The sequence below is a fragment of the Vibrio sp. S457-15 genome (assembly GCF_000960545.1).
Classification (GTDB): domain Bacteria; phylum Pseudomonadota; class Gammaproteobacteria; order Enterobacterales; family Vibrionaceae; genus Vibrio; species Vibrio parahaemolyticus.
In genome coordinates, this window is sequence record NZ_JYOQ01000035.1 from 1 (window position 1) to 383 (window position 383).

A 383-nucleotide genomic window follows, 5' to 3' on the forward strand; every position below is an offset into this window, starting at 1 on the left:
GGGCGATGAAGTTCGTATGAGGTGACGCGATTGCTGGTATCATGATCAGCCTTGTGAATTTGTTTGGTGGAATTTTTGTGGGCATCAACAAGTTTGATTTGTCGCTGTCGGAGAGCGTGAATCGATTCTCGGAACTTACGATAGGGGATGGCCTTGTTTCACAGATACCGAGTTTGTTGTTATCAATGGCATGTGGTGTTTATCTGATTCGAATTAAAGGCTCGGAAGACGAATCCAGTTCGTTTATGAGCCAAATGATGGCGCAGCTTCGGACATTCTGGAAGATTATTTTAGTGGTTGGGGGAGGGATTATGCTAATTGGACTACTAAATCCATAATTAATGTATGGCTGTTTGCCAATTGCTGTGATCTGCGTAGTTATG

General features: G+C 43.3%; 1 pseudogene. It reads left to right on the top strand.

Annotated elements, in window-relative coordinates:
* Positions 1 to 335 (top strand): annotated as a pseudogene (locus UF05_RS05210) (FHIPEP family type III secretion protein); the annotation flags it as partial.
* Positions 336 to 383 lie beyond the last annotated feature (48 nt).